The organism is Hydrogenophaga sp. T2, assembly GCF_049843535.1.
GTDB lineage: Bacteria > Pseudomonadota > Gammaproteobacteria > Burkholderiales > Burkholderiaceae_C > Hydrogenophaga > Hydrogenophaga crocea.
Genome location: NZ_JBBHZJ010000003.1, coordinates 342,580 through 360,845, shown reverse-complemented (window position 1 = coordinate 360,845; position 18,266 = coordinate 342,580). Strand labels below are relative to the sequence as shown.

16 protein-coding genes are annotated in these 18,266 nt (G+C 70.1%); 7 read left to right on the top strand and 9 right to left on the bottom strand.

Features of this window, described 5'->3' with window-relative positions; all coding sequences use genetic code 11:
• Positions 1 to 7: 7 nt before the first annotated feature.
• The 3 genes from WDZ95_RS08755 (at position 8) to WDZ95_RS08745 (ending at position 4,143) form a co-directional block, all read left to right on the top strand.
• The gene (locus tag WDZ95_RS08755; RefSeq protein ID WP_425777793.1) at positions 8 to 2,407 is read left to right on the top strand and encodes a 3-hydroxyacyl-CoA dehydrogenase/enoyl-CoA hydratase family protein; all 2,400 of its coding nucleotides are present in this window, start codon (positions 8 to 10) and stop codon (positions 2,405 to 2,407) included.
• An 11-nt stretch (positions 2,408 to 2,418) separates the two neighbouring features.
• On the top strand, positions 2,419 to 3,627 hold the full coding sequence (locus WDZ95_RS08750; RefSeq protein ID WP_425777791.1) for an acetyl-CoA C-acyltransferase: 1,209 nt from the start codon (positions 2,419 to 2,421) through the stop codon (positions 3,625 to 3,627).
• Positions 3,628 to 3,837: 210 nt separating this feature from the next.
• Positions 3,838 to 4,143, top strand: a complete 306-nt coding sequence (locus WDZ95_RS08745) for an addiction module antidote protein (RefSeq protein WP_425777789.1) — start codon at positions 3,838 to 3,840, stop codon at positions 4,141 to 4,143.
• A gap of 6 nt (positions 4,144 to 4,149) precedes the next feature.
• Here the strand turns inward: WDZ95_RS08745 and WDZ95_RS08740 are convergent, their stop codons facing one another.
• From WDZ95_RS08740 to WDZ95_RS08720, 5 genes are all read right to left on the bottom strand, one after another.
• Complete coding sequence (locus WDZ95_RS08740; protein WP_240936664.1) at positions 4,150 to 5,040, bottom strand: branched-chain amino acid ABC transporter permease; 891 nt, start codon at positions 5,038 to 5,040, stop codon at positions 4,150 to 4,152.
• 97 nt (positions 5,041 to 5,137) lie between these two features.
• Positions 5,138 to 6,025, bottom strand: coding sequence for a branched-chain amino acid ABC transporter permease (locus tag WDZ95_RS08735; protein WP_166227656.1), 888 nt, complete (start codon positions 6,023 to 6,025; stop codon positions 5,138 to 5,140).
• A 52-nt stretch (positions 6,026 to 6,077) separates the two neighbouring features.
• Positions 6,078 to 7,292 carry an ABC transporter substrate-binding protein gene (locus WDZ95_RS08730; protein WP_425777787.1) on the bottom strand — a complete coding sequence of 405 codons (1,215 nt, stop codon included), beginning with the start codon at positions 7,290 to 7,292 and terminating at the stop codon, positions 6,078 to 6,080.
• Positions 7,293 to 7,343: 51 nt separating this feature from the next.
• On the bottom strand, positions 7,344 to 8,051 hold the full coding sequence (locus WDZ95_RS08725) for an ABC transporter ATP-binding protein (RefSeq protein WP_425777785.1): 708 nt from the start codon (positions 8,049 to 8,051) through the stop codon (positions 7,344 to 7,346).
• A gap of 1 nt (position 8,052) precedes the next feature.
• Positions 8,053 to 8,838, bottom strand: coding sequence for an ABC transporter ATP-binding protein (locus tag WDZ95_RS08720; RefSeq protein WP_425777783.1), 786 nt, complete (start codon positions 8,836 to 8,838; stop codon positions 8,053 to 8,055).
• A gap of 158 nt (positions 8,839 to 8,996) precedes the next feature.
• Between WDZ95_RS08720 and WDZ95_RS08715 the strand changes: the two genes are divergently transcribed.
• Positions 8,997 to 9,803, top strand: coding sequence for an acyl-CoA thioesterase (locus WDZ95_RS08715; protein WP_425777781.1), 807 nt, complete (start codon positions 8,997 to 8,999; stop codon positions 9,801 to 9,803).
• A gap of 18 nt (positions 9,804 to 9,821) precedes the next feature.
• Here WDZ95_RS08715 and WDZ95_RS08710 read toward each other — a convergent pair whose 3' ends face one another.
• A complete protein-coding gene (locus tag WDZ95_RS08710; protein WP_425777779.1) occupies positions 9,822 to 12,125 on the bottom strand; it encodes a patatin-like phospholipase family protein in 2,304 nt (767 codons plus the stop codon).
• Between the two features lie 137 nt (positions 12,126 to 12,262).
• Between WDZ95_RS08710 and WDZ95_RS08705 the strand changes: the two genes are divergently transcribed.
• On the top strand, positions 12,263 to 13,933 hold the full coding sequence (locus tag WDZ95_RS08705) for an FG-GAP repeat protein (protein WP_425777777.1): 1,671 nt from the start codon (positions 12,263 to 12,265) through the stop codon (positions 13,931 to 13,933).
• A 56-nt stretch (positions 13,934 to 13,989) separates the two neighbouring features.
• Complete coding sequence (locus tag WDZ95_RS08700; protein WP_425777775.1) at positions 13,990 to 14,754, top strand: enoyl-CoA hydratase; 765 nt, start codon at positions 13,990 to 13,992, stop codon at positions 14,752 to 14,754.
• Positions 14,755 to 14,796: 42 nt separating this feature from the next.
• On the opposite strand, the gene WDZ95_RS08695 is transcribed toward WDZ95_RS08700, so the two are convergent.
• Positions 14,797 to 15,249 carry a hypothetical protein gene (locus WDZ95_RS08695; RefSeq protein ID WP_425777773.1) on the bottom strand — a complete coding sequence of 151 codons (453 nt, stop codon included), beginning with the start codon at positions 15,247 to 15,249 and terminating at the stop codon, positions 14,797 to 14,799.
• A 135-nt stretch (positions 15,250 to 15,384) separates the two neighbouring features.
• On the opposite strand from WDZ95_RS08695, the gene WDZ95_RS08690 reads away from it, so the two are divergent.
• A complete protein-coding gene (locus WDZ95_RS08690) occupies positions 15,385 to 16,587 on the top strand; it encodes a tetratricopeptide repeat protein (protein ID WP_425777771.1) in 1,203 nt (400 codons plus the stop codon).
• A 24-nt stretch (positions 16,588 to 16,611) separates the two neighbouring features.
• Here WDZ95_RS08690 and WDZ95_RS08685 read toward each other — a convergent pair whose 3' ends face one another.
• Both WDZ95_RS08685 and WDZ95_RS08680 read right to left on the bottom strand, forming a co-directional pair.
• Positions 16,612 to 17,724 carry a hypothetical protein gene (locus tag WDZ95_RS08685; protein ID WP_425777769.1) on the bottom strand — a complete coding sequence of 371 codons (1,113 nt, stop codon included), beginning with the start codon at positions 17,722 to 17,724 and terminating at the stop codon, positions 16,612 to 16,614.
• Positions 17,725 to 17,790: 66 nt separating this feature from the next.
• Positions 17,791 to 18,117: a hypothetical protein gene (locus WDZ95_RS08680; protein ID WP_425777767.1), complete on the bottom strand. Its 327-nt coding sequence runs from the start codon at positions 18,115 to 18,117 to the stop codon at positions 17,791 to 17,793.
• Positions 18,118 to 18,266 lie beyond the last annotated feature (149 nt).

Sequence of the window (18,266 nt, the reverse complement as noted above, 5' to 3'; positions counted from 1 at the left end):
AACCAACATGAACCGATTCAACGTCAGAAAAGTCGCCGTGCTCGGCGCGGGCGTGATGGGCGCGCAGATCGCCGCCCACCTCGTCAACGTCAAGGTGCCGGTCGTGCTGTTCGACCTTCCCGCCAAGGAAGGCCCCAAGAACGGCATCGTCACCCGCGCCATCGAGAACCTCAAGAAGCTCAAGCCCGCCCCCATCGGCGTGGCGGCCGATGCCGACCTCATCGTGGCGGCCAACTACGAGGAGCACATGGCCCTGCTCGGCGAGTGCGACCTGGTGATCGAGGCGATCGCCGAGCGCATGGACTGGAAGCTCGACCTGTACCAGAAAATCGCGCCGCACGTGGCCCAACACGCCATCGTCGCGTCCAACACCTCGGGCCTGTCCATCACCAAGCTCAGTGCGGCCCTGCCCGAGGCGATCAAGCCGCGTTTCTGCGGCATCCACTTCTTCAACCCGCCGCGCTACATGACGCTGGTGGAACTGATCGCCACGCCCACCACGCAGCCCGAGATCCTCGACCAGCTCGAGACCTTCGTGACCAGCGGCCTGGGCAAGGGCGTGGTGCGCGCCAAGGACACGCCCAACTTCATCGCCAACCGCATCGGCATCGCCGGCATGCTGGCCACGATGAAAGAGGTGGAGCGCTTCGGCCTCACGTTCGACGTGGTCGATGACCTCACGGGCAAGCGCCTGGGCCGCGCCAGCAGCGGCACCTTCCGCACCGCCGACGTGGTGGGCCTGGACACCATGGCCCACGTGATCAAGACCCTGCAGGACAACCTCAGCGAAGACACCGACCCGTTCTACGGCAGCTTCGGCACGCCCGCCGTGCTCAAGGCCCTGCTCGACCAGGGCCACCTGGGGCAGAAGACCAAGGCCGGCTTCTACAAGAAGGTGGGCCGCGACGTGTTCCGCTTCGAGCTCGAGAGCGGCGACTACGTGCCCGCCGGCCAGAAGGCCGACGAGGTTTATGGCCGCATGCTCAAGAAGCCCGCGGCCGAGCGCCTGAAGCTGCTGCGCGACAGCAGCGGCCCGCAGGGGCAGTTCCTCTGGGCCATCCTGCGCAACGGCTTCCACTACGCAGCCGTGCACCTGGCGTCCATCGCCGAAACCGCGCGCGACGTGGACCTGGCCATGCGCTGGGGCTTCGGCATGAAGCAGGGCCCGTTCGAGCTCTGGCAGGAAGCCGGCTGGCTCCAGGTGGCGAAGATGGTTCAGGAAGACATCGATGCCGGCAAGGCGCTGTGCAAGGCCCCGCTGCCGGACTGGGTCTTCAAGGGCCCGGTGGCCGAGGCCGGCGGCGTGCACACCACACAGGGCTCGTGGAACCCCGCCAAAGGCGTGTTCGAGCCGCGCCGCGCGCTGCCCGTGTACGAACGCCAACCCTTCCCCGAGCTGCTGCTCGGCGAGGCCGGCCCGCGCTTCGCGAGCGCCGGCACCACCGTCGAAGAGACCGATTCGGTGCGCCTGTGGACGCTCGACGGCGAGGTGCTGATCACGAGCATCAAGACCAAGATGCACGCCATCAGCCCCGAGGTCTGCGAAGGCCTGATGCAGGCCGTGGAGCTGGCCGAGGCGCAGTACCAGGGCCTGGTGGTCTGGTCGGGCGACGAGCCTTTCAGCGTGGGCGCCGACCTGCAGGCCATGCTGCCGGCCTTCCTCGCCGTGGGCGTGGCCGCGATCGAGGACGCCGAAGGCTTCATGCAGCAGACCATGCTGCGCCTGCGCTACGCCAACGTGCCTGTGGTGTCCGCGATCCGCGGCATGGCGCTGGGCGGTGGCTGCGAACTCGCGGTCTACAGCAGCAAGCGCGTGGCCCACATGGAAAGCTACATCGGTCTGGTGGAAGTGGGCGTGGGCCTGATCCCGGGCGCGGGCGGCCTCACCTACATCGCGCGCCGCGCGGCCGAGAACGCCGCCACCTCGACCGGCAAGGACCTGCTGCCCTTCCTCACCGAAGGCTTCACCGCCGCGGCCATGGCCAAGGTGGGCACGAGCGCGATCGAATCGCGCGCGATCGGTTACCTGCTGGAGTCCGACCTGATCGTGCCGCACAAGGACGAGCTGCTGTTCGTGGCCCTGAACGAAGCGAAAGCGATGTTCCGCGCCGGCTGGCGCGCGCCGCACAAGCGCCTGTTCCCGGTGGCCGGCCGCGACGGCAAGGCCACCATCCTGGGCCAGCTCGTGAACATGCGCGACGGCGGCTTCATCAGCCAGCACGACTTCCACATCGCCAGCCTGATCGCCCACGTGGTGACCGGTGGCGACGTGAACCCCGGCACGCTCGTGAGCGAGGAATACCTCATGACGCTGGAGCGCCAGGCCTTCTGCGCGCTGATCATGAACCCGAAGACCCAGGAACGCATCCTCGGCATGCTCAACACCGGCAAGCCGGTCCGCAACTGAGGAGCCCCACCATGAGCAAACAAGTTCAAGACGCCTACATCGTGGCCGCCACGCGCACGCCCATCGGCCGTTCGCACAAAGGCTCGTTCAAGCACCTGCGGCCCGACGACCTGCTGGCCCACGCGCTGCGCTCGGCGCTCGCGCAGGCCCCGGGGCTGGACCCCAAGGCCATCGAGGACGTGATCTGCGGCTGCGCCATCCCCGAGGCGCAGCAGGGCCTGAACGTGGCGCGCATCGGCGCCATCCTCGCGGGCCTGCCCAACAGCGTGGGCGGCATCACGGTGAACCGCTTCTGCGCGTCGGGCCTGTCGGCCGTGGCCATGGCGGCCGACCGCATCCGCGTGGGCGAGGCCGACGTGATGATCGCCGCCGGCACCGAGAGCATGAGCATGGTGCCCATGATGGGCAACGCGCCCAGCCTGTCGCCCGCCATCTTCGCCAACACGCAGGACGTGGAGCAGTACGGCATCGCCTACGGCATGGGCCTCACGGCCGAGAAGGTGGCGCAGCAGTGGAAGGTCTCGCGCGACGCGCAGGACGCCTTCGCGCTGCAGTCGCACCAGCGCGCCGTGATTGCCATGAAGAACGGCGAGTTCGCCGACGAGATCACGCCGGTCGAGGTCACCGAGCGCAGCGTGAACCTGGAGACCGCCGAGGTGTCCACGGCCACGCGCACCGTGAGCCTCGACGAAGGCGCGCGCCCCGACACCACGCTCGAAGGCCTGGCGAAGCTGCGCACCGTGTTCGCCGCGCGCGGCTCGGTCACCGCCGGCAACAGCTCGCAGACCAGCGACGGCGCGGGCGCGCTGATCCTCGCGAGCGAGGCCGCGGTCAAGCGCTTCGGCCTGACGCCGCTCGCGCGTTTCGTGAGCTACGCCAGCCGCGGCGTGCCGCCGCACATCATGGGCATCGGCCCGGTCGAGGCGATTCCGGCCGCGCTGCGCTACGCGGGCCTGCGCCAGGACGACATGGACTGGATCGAGCTCAACGAGGCCTTTGCCGCGCAGTCGCTCGCGGTCATCATCACCCTGGGCCTGGACCCGGCCCGGGTCAATCCCATGGGCGGCGCCATCGCACTGGGCCACCCGCTGGGCGCCACCGGCGCGATCCGCTCGGCCACCGTGGTGCACGCGCTCAAGCGGCACAACAAGAAGTACGGCATGGTCACCATGTGCGTGGGCATGGGGCAGGGCGCCGCGGGGATCTTCGAGAGAATGTGACCCACCCCTGCGCCGCGCCTGCGGCGCGTCACCCCCTCAAGGGGGCGGCACCAGCGGACCGGCAGAGCCGGGTCCGCGGTGCCTCTCGACCCCAACCTCGCTCTCGCAGCGATACCCCCGAAAGAGCTGCCTTGCTCAACGTCTAGGATGTGTCGGTCACACCCGGCCGACACCCCTCCGTCAAAGGTGCCTGCGAACTGAGGGTCAAACATGCGCACACCGACCACCACCCGCTGGGACCCGGTCGATCACTTCGCCAGCGAAGAAGACATGGCCGCCTACCTGGAGGCGGCGCTCGAAGACGGTGATCCGGCATTGATCGCAGCGGCCCTGGGCGACATCGCTCGCGCCAAAGGCATGACGCAAGTCGCGCGGGACGCCGGGCTGGGCCGCGAGAGCCTTTACAAGGCCTTGTCGCCCGATGGCAATCCGGCCTTTGCCACCGTCATGAAGGTCATTGCCGCGCTGGGCCTGCAGCTTCACGCATCGCCGGCCGGCGCGCGGCCCGCTGGCTGAGGCCGGTCAGAGCGGCTTCTTGATCAGGTTCGCGATCTCGCCCACCACGCCGCGGCGGAAGGCCAGCACGCAGATCACGAAGATCACGCCCTGGGTGATGGTGACCCAGGCACCGAGCTGGGCCAGGTAGTTCTGCATGGACACGATGATGGCGGCGCCCACCACCGGGCCGAACAGCGTGCCCATGCCGCCGAGCAGGGTCATGAGCACCACCTCGCCCGACATGCTCCAGTGCACGTCGGTGAGCGAGGCCAGCTGGAACACGATGGCCTTGGTCGCGCCCGCCAGGCCCGCGAGGCCGGCCGACAGCACGAAGGCCAGGTGCTTGTAGCGGTCGGTGTCGTAGCCCAGCGAGGTGGCGCGCGCCTCGTTCTCGCGGATCGCCTGCAGCACCTGGCCAAAGGGCGAGTGCACCACGCGCCAGATGAGCAGGAAGCCGGCCATGAAGATCACGAACACCACGGCGTACATGGCCATGTTGTTGCTCAGGTCGATGGCGCCGAACAGGTGGCCGCGCGGCACCGCCTGGATGCCGTCTTCGCCGCCCGTGAACTTGGCCTGCAGGCTGAAGAAGAACACCATCTGCGCCAGCGCCAGCGTGATCATCGCGAAGTAGATGCCCTGGCGGCGGATGGCGAGCGCGCCCACCACCACGCCCAGGATCACCGCGCAGCAGGTGCCGAAGAGGATGGCGATCTCGGGCGTGAAGCCCCAGACCTTGGCCGCGTGGGCCGAGGCGTAGGCCGCGCTGCCCATGAACATGGCGTGGCCGAACGAGAGCAGGCCACCGAAGCCGATCAGCAGGTTGAAGGCGCACGCGAACAGCGCGAAGCACATCACCTTCATGAGGAACACCGGGTACACCACCACGGGTGCGATCAGGAAGAACGCGGCCATGATGCCGAAGGCGATGACCAGTTGCGACTGGCCGGTGTCGGCCTTGCGGGCGGCGCCCGCATGCGAGAGGGTGGGGGAGGACGTGGTCATGTGGGACTCACTTCTGCGTGCCGAACAGGCCCGCGGGCTTGATCAGCAACACGATGGCCATGATCACGAAAATCACGGTGTTGGAGGCCTCGGGGTAGAAGACCTTGGTGAGGCCTTCGATGATGCCCAGGCCGAAGCCCGTGAGGATGGCGCCCATGATCGAGCCCATGCCGCCGATCACCACCACCGCGAACACCACGATGATGATGTCCGAGCCCATCTGCGGGCTCACCTGGTAGATGGGGGCGGCCATCACGCCAGCCAGCGCGGCCAGGCCGACGCCGAAGCCGTAGGTGAGCGTGATCATGCGCGGCACGTTGATGCCGAAGCCCTGCACCAGCGTGGGGTTCTCCGTGGCCGCGCGCAGGTAGGCGCCGAGCTTGGTGCGCTCGATCACGAACCAGGTGCTCAGGCAGATCACCAGCGAGGCCGCCACCACCCAGCCGCGGTAGTTGGGCAGGAACATGAAGCCCAGGTTCTGCGCGCCCTGCAGCTGCGGGGGAATGGCGTAGGGCTGGCCCGAGGAGCCGTACTCGTTGCGGAAGATGCCCTGGATGATGAGCGCGATGCCGAAGGTCAGCAGCAGGCCGTAGAGGTGGTCGAGCTTGTAGAGGCGCGAGAGCATGAGCCGCTCGATCACCACGCCGGTGGCGCCGACCACCACGGGCGCGATCACCAGCGCCCACCAGTAGCTCACGCCCAGCTTGTTGAGCAGCAGCCAGGCCACGAAGGCGCCCATCATGTACTGGGCGCCGTGCGTGAAGTTGATGATGTTGAGCAGACCGAAGATCACGGCCAGCCCCAGCGACAGCAGGGCGTAGAACGAGCCGTTGATCAGCCCGATCAGCAACTGGCCGAAGAGGGCCGCGGAGGGAATGCCAAAAATTTCGGTCATGCCGGTTCTCGAAACCGGGCGACGCCCGCAGGGCGCCACCCGGCAGGGTTCATCACTTCACCAGCGAGCACTCGCCGTCCTTGAGCGGACGGAAGGCCTGGTCGGCGGGGATGGTGGCGCGCACCTTGTAGTAGTCCCACGGGCCCTTGGATTCCGCGGGCTTCTTGACCTCGAACAGGTACACCGGGTGGGTCTTGCGGCCGTCGGCGCGGATCACGCCCTTGCCGAACAGCGGATCGTCGGTGGGCAGTTCCTTCATCTTGGCCACCACCTTGGTGCCGTCGTCGGTCTTGCCGGCTTCCACCGCCTTCAGGTAGTGCAGCACCGAGGCGTACACGCCCGCGTGGTCGGACGTGGGGTACTTGCCGCCGTTGCGGTCGGCGAAGCGCTTGGCCCAGGCGCGGGTCTGGTCGTTCATGTCCCAGTAGAAGGCCTCGGTGAAGATCAGGCCCTGCGCGGTGTTCAGGCCCAGGCCGTGGATGTCGGTGATGAACACCAGCAGGCCCGCCAGGTTCTGGCCGCCCTTGGTGATGCCGAACTCGGCCGCCTGCTTGATGGAGTTGATGGTGTCGCCGCCCGCGTTGGCCAGGCCGATGATCTTGGCGCGCGAGGCCTGGGCCTGCAGCAGGAAGGAGCTGAAATCGCTGCCCGGGAACGGGGTGCGCACCTTGCCCAGCACCTTGCCGCCGTTCTTGGTCACCACGGCCTCGGTGTCGCGCTCGAGCGCGTGGCCGAAGGCGTAGTCGGCGGTCAGGAAGAACCAGCTGTCGCCGCCGGTCTTCACGATCGCGCTGCCGGTGCCGTTGGCCAGCATCCAGGTGTCGTAGAGCCAGTGCACGGTGTTGGGGCTGCACTGCTTGCCGGTGAGGTCGGAGGTGGCCGCGCCGGTGTTGATGAAGGCCTTGCCCTTTTCCTTGGTGATCTGGTTGATCGCCAGCGCCACCGAGGAGGTCGGCACGTCGAAGATCGCGTCGACCTTCTCCACGTCGTACCAGGTGCGCGCCACGGTCGAGCCGACGTCGGGCTTGTTCTGGTGGTCGGCCGAGACCACCTCGACCTTCATGCCCTTCTTGTCGGCGCCGAAGTCTTCGACCGCCATGCGCGCGGCCAGCACCGAGCCCGGGCCGCCGATGTCGGCGTACAGGCCCGACATGTCGTTGAGCACACCGATCTTGACCACGCCGTCGGAGATCTGCGCCTGCGCAGCCCCCGCCGTCAGCATGGCCGCGGCCGCGGTGGCCAGCAGTTTCTTCGCACCCAGTTTCATGTCTCGCTCTCCTTCAGTCGTGTGTGGATGTGGATGGACCCACCCCGTGCGTCAGACGCCGAGGTACTCGTGCAACATGCCCATCTTCGCGTCGAGCTCCGCGGCGGTGAAGCCCTCGACGATGCGGCCATGTTCCATGACGTAGAAGCGGTCGGCCAGCGGCGCCGCGAAGCGGAAGTTCTGCTCGACCATCACGATGGTGAAGCCGCGCTCGCGCAGCGTGCGGATGGTGCGCGCGAGCGTTTGCACGATCACGGGCGCCAGGCCTTCGGAGATCTCGTCGAGCAGCAGCAGCTTGGCGCCGGTGCGCAGGATGCGCGCCACCGCGAGCATCTGCTGCTCGCCGCCCGACAGGCGTGTGCCCGGGCTGTGGCGGCGTTCCTGGAGGTTGGGGAACAGGCCGTAGAGCTCGTCGATGGACATGCCACCCTCGGCCACCGCGGGCGGCAGCAGCAGGTTCTCCTCGCAGCTCAGGCTCGCGAAGATGCCGCGCTCCTCGGGGCAGTAGCCCAGGCCCAGGCGCGCCACCTGGTGCGTGCTCATGCCCACGGTTTCCTTGCCCGTGACCATGATGGAGCCGGTGCGCTTGCCCACCATGCCCATGATCGCCTTGAGCGTGGTGGTGCGGCCGGCGCCGTTGCGGCCCAGCAGCGTCACCACCTCGCCCTGGCGCACCGTGAGGTCGACACCGTGCAGGATGTGCGATTCGCCATACCAGGCGTTCACGCCGCTCAGGCGCAGCAGTTCTTCGGCGGCCATCTCAGTGCGCTCCCTGCAGCTGCGCTTCGGCGCTGCCCATGTAGGCTTCCAGCACCTGCGGGTTGGCCGACACCGTGGCGTAGTCGCCCTCGGCGATCACCTGGCCGCGCTGCAGCACGCTGATGGTGTCGGCGATGCTCGACACCACGTTCATGTTGTGCTCGACCATCAGGATGGTGCGGTTGGTCGACACCTTCTTGATGAGCTGCGTCACGCGCTCCACGTCTTCGTGGCCCATGCCCTGCGTGGGTTCGTCGAGAAGCATGAGCTCGGGTTCGGTGGCCAGCGTGGTGGCGATCTCGAGCGCGCGCTTGCGGCCGTACGAGAGCTCCACCGTCACGGTGTCGGCGAACTCGCGCAGGCCCACGGTGTCGAGCAGTTCCATGGCGCGGTCGTCGAGCGCGTCGAGCACCTTCTTCGATTTCCAGAAATGGAACGAGTTGCCCGTGGCGCGCTGCAGGCCGATGCGCACGTTGTCGCGCACGCTCAGGTGCGGGAAGGTGGCCGAGATCTGGAACGAGCGCACCAGCCCGCGCCGCGCCACCTGCGCAGGCTTTTGCGGGGTGATGTCCTCGCCGTTGTAGAGGATCTGTCCGCGCGTGGGGATCAGGAACTTGGTGAGCAGGTTGAAGACGGTCGTCTTGCCCGCGCCGTTGGGCCCGATCAGCGCATGGATCTGCCCGCGCCGCACGCGCAGGTTCACGTCGTTGACGGCGACGAAGCCCTTGAACTCCTTCACCAGTCCCCGCGCTTCGAGGATGCAGTCGTCAGCGGTGTTGCTTGCCATCGCGGGCATTGTGAGCATGCGCCCCGAGCAGAGGATGAGGGGAAACCCCACGCGGGTTTCACCGCACGCTGCTTCGTTGTCACAAGCGCTACATGCAGGCGGGCCGCGCGTTGCGGGCGCTTGCGCGCGGTGCACGGCACTGGTGCACACTGCGCGCCATGGACGCTCATCTCTTCGACCGCGCGATCGCGCTCGCCCCCCAGGGCCCGGGCCGCTGGCTCGGCCGCACCGACCCGGCCTACGCCAACATGGTCGGGCCTTACGGAGGCATCACCGCGGCCTCGGCACTGCACGCGGTCTGGCAGCACCCCGAGCGCCTGGGCGAGCCGGTGTCGCTCACCGTCAACTACTGCGCGGCGCTGGCCGACGGCGGCTTCGAACTGCAGGCGCGGCCGGTGCGCACCAACCGCTCCACGCAGCACTGGCTGATCGAGATCACGCAAGGCGGCGAGACCGTGCTCACCGCCACCGCACTCACCGCGGTGCGCCGCGAGACCTGGGGCTCGCAGGACGAGCCCGCGCCGCGCGTGCTCTCGCCCAACGCCATCGGCCGGCCCAACATGGCGGGGCTGGTCGAGTGGGTGCAGCGCTACGACATCCGCATCGTCGAAGGCGCGATCCCGCGCGTGTGGGACGGCAGCGGCGAGCACAGCCGCAGCACGCTGTGGGTGCGCGACGAGCCGCCGCGCGCGCTCGACTTCATGAGCCTGGCCGCGCTGTGCGACGTGTTCTTTCCGCGCGTGTGGCTGCGCCGCGCCACGCGCGTGCCCGCGGGCACCGTCTCGATGACGGTGTACTTCCACGTCGGCCAGGCCGAGCTCGCCGCGGTGGGCGACGGCTGGCTGCTCGGCCAGGCCCAGGCCAGCGTGATGCGCAACGGCTACTTCGACCAGCGCGGCCAGCTCTGGAGCCAGGCCGGCGCGCTGCTGGCCACCACGCACCAGGTCGTCTATTACAAGGAATGACGCCCGGACGGCGATCGCTCAGGGCCGGCCGAGGAACAGGTAAAGCCCGGTGAAGCCCTTGGGCGCGCTCACCAGCGCGAGGTAGAGCGGGCCGATGCCGGTGTCGGCCCCCAGGAACAGGCTGTTGCCCGCGTAGAGGTTCTTGAGCGAAACCTCGCTGCGGTTGATCCAGGCGTTGCCGGCCTCGAGCGAGCCGCCCGCGAACAGCGCGCGCGCGATGCCCACGTCCCAGGGCAGGCGGCGGTAGTAGCTCAAGCGGCCGAAGGCCAGGTAATTGCCCGCCACCTGCCCGGGCCGGAAACCCGAGAGGTTCTGGAAGCCGCCGAGCGAGTACTCGTCGATCGCGCCCAGCGGGATGCGGTTGGCGTGCGCCACGCGCAGGCCCATGTTGAAGGTGTGCGGGCCCCAGCTGCGCACGCCGGTGTACGAGGCCTCCACGCGCGTGAAGTTGCTGCTGCCCGGCACACCGGTGGTGGTGCGCTGGCCCACCACCACCTCGCCCAGCGCGCGGTAGCCGCGCGACGGGAAGTTGGCAAAGTCGAGCTGGTCGGCCAGCACCGCGGCGCGCAGGCCGGTCTCGCGCCACTGCACCGCGCGCACCCCCGCCGGCAGCGAGGTGGCGTCGGGCGACACCAGCTCCAGCGTCGAGCGCCGCTCGCTCGCCAGCGCGCCCAGGCGGAACTCGCCCACCGAGCCTTGCGGCCCGAAAGGCCAGCCCAGGTCGAGCCCGATCCGCACCGATTCGCGGCGGATGCGTGCCTCGGGCGAATCGTCGTTGCCGTAGAGCTCGACCTTGCGGATGGACAGGTCGCCATAGGCCGAGAGAAAGCTGCGGCCGCGCAGGCCCAGCGGCTGGAAGATCTCGGAGTACAGGCCCATGGTCTCGCCGAGCTGCACGCGGTTGCGCCACTCGGTGCCGCTGTCGGTGAGCCAGTGGCGGTTGTGGCTCAGGCGCAGGTTGAAGCTGCCGTCGCCGCGGAAGTCGGTGCGCAGGTCCAGGCCCACGCGCAGGTAGTTCGGGCCCCAGTTGTTCTCGCGCAGGCCGATCACCAGGTCTTCGCCGCCGGTGTCGGGGTTGCGCACCAGCCGGTAGTCGATGCGTTCGTAGTCGCCGGTGGCCGCGATCTTCTCCATGTCGTCTTCGATGCGGTCCACGTCGGCGCGCTGGCCCTTGAGCGGCGCCAGCCCCTGGCCCAGGCGCTCGGCGCGCTGCTCGTTCACGCCCTCGAAGCGGATGTTGGCGATGCGGCCCACCCGCGTGGCGTTGAGCTCGGCCTGGGTGCGGCGCGCCTCGGTCCAGGCGGCGTACCGGGCGCTGTCTTCCGTGTAACGCGCCAGCGAGGCGGCCACGGTCTGCGCGTAGTCGTGGCCCAGCTTCACCAGCTCGCGCGATCGGTTGAAGTCGCCCGAGGTGAGCGTGCCCAGCGGGGGCGTGAGCAGCAGGTCGCGCGGCGTGAGCAGCGCGATGCTGGCCTGCACGTTCTGCTCGGTGAGGATGTTGATCATCTGCGTGCTGATGCCCAGCAGCGAGCCCAGCGTGTCGCGCGGCGCCAGCGGCGTGCCGATGTTCACCGCGATCACCACCTCGGCGCCCAGGTCGCGCGCCACGCTCACCGGCAGGTTGTTCACCAGCCCGCCGTCGCCGAGGATGCGGCCCTCGATCTCCAGCGGCGAGAACACGCCCGGCACCGACATGCTCGCGCGCAGCGCCGCGGCCAGGTCGCCGCGGTCCATCACCACCGGCTTGCCGGTCTCCATGTCGGTGGCCACGGCGCGAAAGCGCGTGGGCAGGGCGTCGAAGCTCGCGAGGTGGCGCGTGGGCAGGGTGTAGCGGCGCAGCAGGATCTCCAGCGAGCGGCTCGACACCGCACCCGTGGGCAGGCGGAACTCGCCGTCGCGAAAGCCCAGCAGCAGCACGGGCGAGAGCTCGAAGTCCTCCTCCTTGCGGCGCTGCGACAGCACCTGGCGCGGCTGGCGCGTGCTGAACAGGCCGTTCCAGTCCACGCCCAGGATCTCGCGCTCGAGCTCGTCGGCGTTCATGCCCGCGGCGTACAGCCCGCCCACGATCGCGCCCATGGACGTGCCCACGATCAGGTCGACCGGCACGCGTGCGGCTTCGAGCGCCTTGAGCACGCCCACGTGGGCGAAGCCGCGTGCGCCGCCGCCCGAGAGCACGAGCGCGATGCGGGGCCGGGGCAGCTCGGGCTGCGGGGTGCTGGCGGCCTGGGTCGCGCCCGGGCTGGTGTCGGGCTTGTCCTGGGCGCGCAGCGGGGCCGCGAGCAGGGCCAGGCAGAGCAGCAGCAAGGTCGGTCGAAAGGCCATGGGCGAGGGGGAAGAGGCGGTGGGAGAGCGCGAGTCTAGAGGCCGCCGAACGGAACAAATACGCCCTGGGCAGTATGGGGCTTCGGTTCCGCGGCTGCTGTCATCGGCGGTCTGTCCGTCCACCCCGGAGCCTTGCCATGAAACCCTTTGCACGTGCCTGGCGCAACCTCCTCATCGCGCTGTCCGTCGCTGCCCTGACGGCCTGCGGAGACAGCGGCCCGCTGCCCTCGCTCGATCTGCAGGCCACCGGCATCAAGACCCTGCAACTGCGCTGGCAGGACGCCTCCGATGCCACCAGCCACCAGTGGGTGGTTCAAGAGCCCTACGCGGCGTCGCCCCACGTGGTGGCGACGCTGCCCGCCCACACCACCGCGCACGAACGGCAATGGCTGCTGCCCGGGCAGTGGAACGCGCGGCACTGGCTGCGCACCTGCCGGGGCAGCGCGTGCACCGATTCCCCCGCGCTGACCGTCGACAGCCGCGTGCTCGACGCGGCCGTGGGTTACTTCAAGGCGCCCAACCAGGGCAACCGCGCGGGCACCAGCGTGGCCCTGTCGGCCGACGGCCAGACCCTGGTGATCGGCGTGCCGCGAGACGACAGCGCCACGGCCGATCCCGCCGACACCTCGGCCGCTGCCAGCGGCGCGGTGCTGGTCTTCGGGCGCCGCGCGGGTCAGTGGGGGCTCGACGCCTACCTGAAGGCGCCCACCCCCGTTGCCGGCGATTTGTTCGGCTCGGCCGTTGCGGTGTCGGTGTCGGCGTCGGGCACACGGCTCGCGGTGGGGGCGCCGCTGGCCTTCAACGGCCTGGGCGCCGTGTACGCCTACGAACGCGGCCCCGCGGGCTGGACCGCCGAGCCCGTCCTGCAGCCGACCGACACCACCCAGCCCTGGCGTTTCGGCAGCGCCGTGGCGCTGTCGGCCGATGGGCAGACGCTGGCCGCGGGCATGGCCCCCGAAACGGGGCAGACCAACGCCACCAGCGCGGTCGAACTGTTCACGCGGGCCGCGGGCCCATGGGCGCACCAGCAAACGCTCGCCTCGCCCGAGACCACCGTGGACAACGGGTTCGGCGGCGCGCTGGGCCTGTCGGGCGATGGCCAGACGCTGGTGGTGGGGGCCGGTCAGGTGCCGCGCACGATCGGCGGCAACACGCTGGACGCCGGCGCCGCGTATGTGTTCGACCGGCAGGGCGGCACCTGGGTGCAGACCGGCGAACTCGCGTCCTCCAACCTTGGCCTCGGCGACCGGTTCGGCGGCGCCGTGGCCGTGTCGGCCGACGGCGCCACGGTGGCGGTGGGGGCCGTGGGCGAAAGCAGCCTGGCCACCGGCGTCGGCGGCGATCAGGGCCGCCAGCCCAACCAGTTCCTGGTGGGCGCGGTCTATGTGTTCGCGCGCGCCGGGGCGGGCTGGACGCAGCAGGCCTATGTCAAGGCCGGCAACGCGCAGACCTATGCCGAGTTCGGCCATGCCGTGTCGCTCTCGGCCGACGGCAATGCGCTGGCCGTGGCCGCCGTGGCGCAAAGTGGCGTCGGCCGCGGCATCGGCGCCACGCTGGAGCCGACCGGCCGTGAGGAGTCGGGCGCGGTCTACCTGTACTGGCGCCGCGGCGGCGCCTGGCAATCGGGGGCCTACGTCAAGGCGCCCAACGCCGATGCCGGGGACCGCTTCGGCGCCGGTCTGGCGCTCTCGGGCGACGGGGCCAGCCTGGCGGTCGGCGCGCCCAACGAAGACAGCGCGTCCACGCTGCTGGGCGGCAACCCGGACGACAACAGCGCGCCGGGCAGTGGGGCGGTTTACCTCTACTGATCCGGCCCGGCCTTCGTGGTAACTTGTCCGGCTGGTTCCAACCCCTCCCACCAGCCATGAGCGACATCCTCGTCCACACCGAAGCCGGCATCCGCACCCTCACCTTCAACCGCGCCGACAAGAAGAACTCGATCACCTCGGCCATGTACGGCGCGCTCGCCGATGCGCTGGCCGGCGCGGTCGACGACCCGGCCGTGCGCGTGGTGCTGATCCAGGGCCACGAGACCGTGTTCTCGGCCGGCAACGACATCGGCGATTTTCTGAACAACCCGCCCGCGGGCCTCGATTCGCCGGTGTTCCGCTTTCTGCAGGGCATCGCGACCTTTCCCAAGCCGCTCATCGCCGCCGTCTGCGGCCCCGCGGTGGGCGTGGGCACCACGCTGCTGTTTCACTGCGACCTGGTCTACGCGGGCGACAACGCCGCGTTCTCCATGCCCTTCGTGAACCTGGGCCTCTGTCCCGAGGCCGCGAGCAGCCTGCTGGTGCCGCAGATGCTGGGCTACCACCGCGCCGCCGAGGCCCTGTTGCTGGGCGAGCCCTTCATGGCCGAGGCCGCGCTCGAGGTGGGCCTGGTCAACCGCGTGCTGCCGCCCACCGAGGCCAATGCCTATGCGCACAGCGTGGCCGCCAAGCTCGCGGCAAAGCCGCTGAGCTCGCTGATCGAGACCAAGCGCCTCATGAAGAAGGGCCAGGGCGAGCTGGTGCTCAAGACCATCGCGGAAGAGGGCGCGAGCTTTGGCCGCATGCTGCGCGAGCCCGCGGCCAAGGAGGCCTTCGGGGCCTTCATGGAGCGGCGCAAGCCCGATTTCTCGAAGGTCTGAAGGCCTGGTCCCGCCGGCCTTGTGGGGCCGGCCCGGGCGGCATCAGTCGGCACGGCCCAGCATGGGCTCCCATGGGCGATGCGGCGCCTCGTGCGTGGCGCGGTAGTGCAAGCCGATCCTGTTGGCCTCCTGCAGCACGCGTGTGGCGTGCGCCCACTGGAGTGCCGGGGCATCGTGCTGCCCCTCATCGCTCACCAGGTACAGCGTGGGAACGAACGAGGGGTTTTGTTGCTGCATGCCGAGCAACAGCGGCAGGTTCTGGGGGGCCGAAGCCGTGAGCCAGGCGCACAGCCATTCGCTTTGGGTGAACGACAACCCGTTCTCTTCGATGAAGGCGGTCAGCGCATGGTCGATCCAGGGATTGTCGGCAACGCGGCAGGGCAGGCCATGCTGGGTCAGCCACGCTTCGACGCGCTTGGGCCGGGGCAGGGGGGGATGTTCCATCCTCGCCAAGAAATGGTTTGCCCGGTGGTGGGCGGCGGTCAGTGAGCGCATGGCAATTCCCTCAACAAGCAAAGCGCGTTGTGTCGGGCGCTGTCGAACACCCGTTCCCGTCATTCATCGCGCCGCCGCTCTGGCCTAGGATGCGCGCTGCCTTTCCCCCGTCCCTCACCCCTCGCCCTGCCGCCCATGTCCGACGACACCTTCAACCGCGCCAAGGCGCACTTTTTTGCCGGCAACACCCACTTCGAAGCGCGCCGCTTCGACGACGCGCGCCGCGACTACGAGGCCGCACTCGCGCTCGTGCCCGGCCGGCCTTCGGTGCTCGCGAACCTGGGCGTCACGCTGTGCCGCCTGGGCGAATGGCGGGCCGCGATCGAACGGCTCGACGCCGCCCTGCTCGCCGACCCCACCCACACCGACGCCTGGGCCGCGCTGGGCCTGAGCCGCGAAGCGCTCGAAGACTGGGCCGGCGCGGCCCATGCGCTGCGCCAGGCCATCGCACTCGGCGCCGACCAGGGCGGGCTGTGGTTGTCGCTGGCCTTGTGCGAGCTGCAGCTCGATCACCCCGAGCAAGGCCTGCAGGCGCTCGACGCCGCGCTCGAGCGCGACCCCACGCTCGACGAAGCCTGGACCCAGCGCGGCCACCTCATGCGCCACGTGGGCCGCCTGGGCGAGGCCGAACGCTGCTTCCGCCAGGCGCTCGCGCACGGGGCCGACGCCGGGCTGCTGGGCTTCTACCTCGCGGCCGTGACCGACGCGCAAGACCCGCCCCCGCCGCCCGCGCTTTACGCGCGCGCCCTGTTCGACCGCTACGCCGACGACTTCCAGGCCCACCTCGCGCAGCTCAAGTACACCGTGCCGCAGGCGCTGCTCGCACCGCTCACCGCGAACGGCCAGCGCCATGCGCTCGCGCTCGACCTGGGCTGCGGCACCGGCCTGTGTGGCGGCCTGCTCGCGCCGCACGCCGACGCCGTCGACGGCGTGGACCTGGCCGAAGAAATGGTGCAGCGCGCCCAAGCCACGGGCCACTACCGCCGCGTGGCGCGCGGCGACCTGCTGGGCTTTCTCGCCGAGGCCGATGCACCGGCCGACCTCGTCGTCGCGGCCGACGTGTTCATCTACGTGGGCGCGCTCGACGCCGTGTTCGCGGCCGTGGCGCGGCGCCTGGCGCCCGGTGGCGTGTTCGCCTTCAGCGTGGAGCAGGCCGATGCGGGGCGCGAACTGCAGCTGCGGCCCAGCCTGCGCTACGCGCACTCGCGCGGGCTGATCGAGCGGCTGGCCGTGGCGCACGGCCTGGCCGTGCAGGCCATCGAGGCCGCCACGCTGCGAGAAGACCAGCGCAAACCCGTGGCGGGTTGGCTGGCCTGGCTGCGCCGTCCGCCCGCTTGAGCGCCGGTTCAGCCACCCCGCCCCCTAGAGCGGGGTGACGCCCAGGTCCGTCGGCCGGTGGACCGTTGTGGCGGCGGTGCTGCTGTTGGCGGCCAGCGCCTGCTGAACCTCGGGCGAGAGCGTGAAGACGCTGTCGAAGTTCAGCGCCTGCAGGCCGAAGCGGCGGATGCAGGCAACCAGCTGGTCGTCGCTCACGAGGTTGAGCCATTCCGTACCGGGCAGCGTGAGCCGCTGCAGGTGCGGTGTGTTCAGCAGGCGGTCGGCCGCGTCAACGCCCGAGGCGTCGTTTCGTGGTGCACGGAAGGGGTAGACCAGCCGAACCGATCGAACGGCACTTTCTGGCGACGCGTGCCGGTTCGCGGTTTGCACCACCCGGGCCACTTCGGGGAACGCGGCCGCCTCATCGGCCGTGCAGGTGAGGGCGGCCACACCGTTGACCAGCACCCGTTCCAGCCGCTCCAGCGTGTCGCCGTCCGGGGCGCGCTCGAAGGCGAGCGACAGGTGCCCGACGGGCCGGTTCAGCAGCCACAGCACACCCGGGCCGCCGCTCACCGCCTGCAGCGAGGCGTAGGCATCGAGGCCGGCGCACAGGCCGTGCAGCCGCGCGGCGTTCGCGTCGCGGTCGTGCGCGGAGTCGGCCCAGGGCGCGTGGAAGTGAAAGGCCGTGAGGCGGGCGTTCGGCGCGGCCAGGGTGCGCGCAAGCGCCTCCATGACTTCATCGGGAAGCGGCGTGTCGTCGATGAGGATCTCGAACGCCAGCCCGTGATCGAGGGCCGCTTGCAGCCGGTGCAGGGTGGACTGCACGCGCGCGTCGAACGCGGCGCCGTCCGGCTTCATGGGCGTCATCACCGGCGTGAAGTCGGGCCGCAGGCGCTGCATCGCCGCGAGCACCTCGACCCGATCGCCGCAATGCGCCGAGAGCAGGTCGCGGTCGCGGTGGTCGAGCGGGCGGCCTTCGATGAACCGGTGCGCGGCCATGGCCAGCGCATGGTCGTCGTGGCATTTGCTCAGCCCGATCGGCGACAGCACGCCGGCCCGCTCTTCGGCGGGTGTCGGCGTGGATGGGTCGGGCGCGGCGGCGCGGGCGGGCAAAGGGTTGGGCGTGGCCGGGGCGCGGCCGGTGGTGAGTCGGTTCATGGGGGCAGGGGGTTGGGGGAACCCCGCTGGGTGGTCGCACCGCGCCACCCGTTCCGGCGCACCGGTTCAGCGCACCCGCACCTGCCGGTCGTGTTTGTTCCGGTAGATGCGCCGGCTCGCGTGGTCCTGGGCGTGCTCCAGCCGGACGGCCTCCCGGCCCGTCACCTGGCCGTCGGCCTCTGCGCGGTTCTCCATCCGGTCGATGTGGTTCTGCCCGCGCGTCAGCCGCGCGGCCTCGGGCCGGGTGAGTTCGCCCGAGGCAATGCCCTGGTCGATGCGCTGCTCCTGGCGCGCCTGGCGGCGGTCCACGCGATCGGCGGCGTGGGCCTGCAGCAGGGCGGCGCCCAGCACGAGGGCGAGGGTGGCGTTGCGGGCAAGGGTGTTCGGGGTCATGGGGGGGCTCCTGGCGTGGGGGCGACCGGCGACATGCCGGCCTGCTGCTTGAACCGCCGAGCCGCGGCCGGCCTTACGGGGCAGCGCGCCATGCCCGACCGTGACACTCGGGCATGCGCCGCGGCGCGTAAGCGCGGGCAGGCTACGCG